Consider the following 1,122-nt stretch of genomic DNA (forward strand, 5'->3'; position numbering starts at 1 on the left):
GTGTGTGCCGGTGGGTGTCGTCGTTCGTTTCGTCGTTCGTTTCGTCGTTTCTGGTGGGAGTTGAGAAGTCTCATGGCTGATGTTCTGGTGTTTGTCGATCATGTGGATGGTGCGGTTCGTAAGCCGACGTTGGAGTTGTTGACGTTGGCGCGTCGGGTGGGTGAGCCGGTGGCGGTGGTGTTGGGGTCGGGTGCTGCGGGTGCTGTGGGGGTGTTGGCGGGGCATGGTGCGGTGCGGGTGCTGACTGCGGAGGCGTCGGAGTTCGCGGAGTTTTCGGTGGTGCCGAAGGTGGATGCGCTGGAGGCGGCGTGTGGGGTGGTGTCGCCGGTGGCGGTGTTGGTGCCGTCGTCGGCGGAGGGGAAGGAGGTTGCGGCGCGTCTGGCGGTGCGGCTGGGGTCGGGTGTGATTACGGATGCGGTGGATGTGGAGGTGGGTGAGTCGGGTCCGGTGGCGGTGCAGTCGGTGTTCGCGGCGTCGTTCACGGCGCGGTCGCGGGTGTCGCGGGGTGTGCCGGTGATTACGGTGAAGCCGAATTCGGCGCCGGTGGAGGAGGCTCCTGCGGCGGGTGTGGTGGAGGAGTTGTCGGTGGTGTTCTCGGCGGGGGCGTCGGGGACGCGGGTGGTGTCGCGTACGGCGCGTGAGTCGTCGGGTCGTCCGGAGCTGACGGAGGCGGCGATTGTGGTGTCGGGTGGGCGTGGGGTCAATGGTGCGGAGAATTTCGCGGTGATCGAGGCGTTGGCGGATTCGTTGGGTGCGGCGGTGGGTGCGTCGCGTGCGGCGGTGGATGCGGGGTGGTATCCGCATGCGAGTCAGGTCGGGCAGACGGGGAAGTCGGTGTCGCCGCAGTTGTACATCGCGTCGGGTATTTCCGGGGCGATCCAGCACCGGGCGGGTATGCAGACGTCGAAGACGATCGTCGCGGTGAACAAGGACGCGGAGGCGCCGATCTTCGATCTCGTGGATTACGGCGTGGTGGGTGATCTGTTCCAGGTCGTTCCCCAGCTGACCGAGGAGATCGAGGCCCGCAAGGGCTGATCCCCTCCCGTTCCTCCCTGTTTCTTCCTGCTTCCTCGACGGTCCGGGGCCGTGTGGTGCCACATCCACCACACGGCCCCGGACCGT

General features: G+C 66.8%; 1 protein-coding gene. It reads left to right on the forward strand.

The features are described 5' to 3' along the window. The first annotated feature begins 72 nt into the window (after positions 1-72). Positions 73-1,035 carry an electron transfer flavoprotein subunit alpha/FixB family protein gene (locus ACFC79_RS38260; RefSeq protein ID WP_376249898.1) on the forward strand — a complete coding sequence of 321 codons (963 nt, stop codon included), beginning with the start codon at positions 73-75 and terminating at the stop codon, positions 1,033-1,035. The last annotated feature ends 87 nt before the right edge of the window (positions 1,036-1,122 follow it).

This window comes from Streptomyces sp. NPDC056061 (assembly GCF_042266885.1).
Lineage (GTDB): Bacteria > Actinomycetota > Actinomycetes > Streptomycetales > Streptomycetaceae > Streptomyces.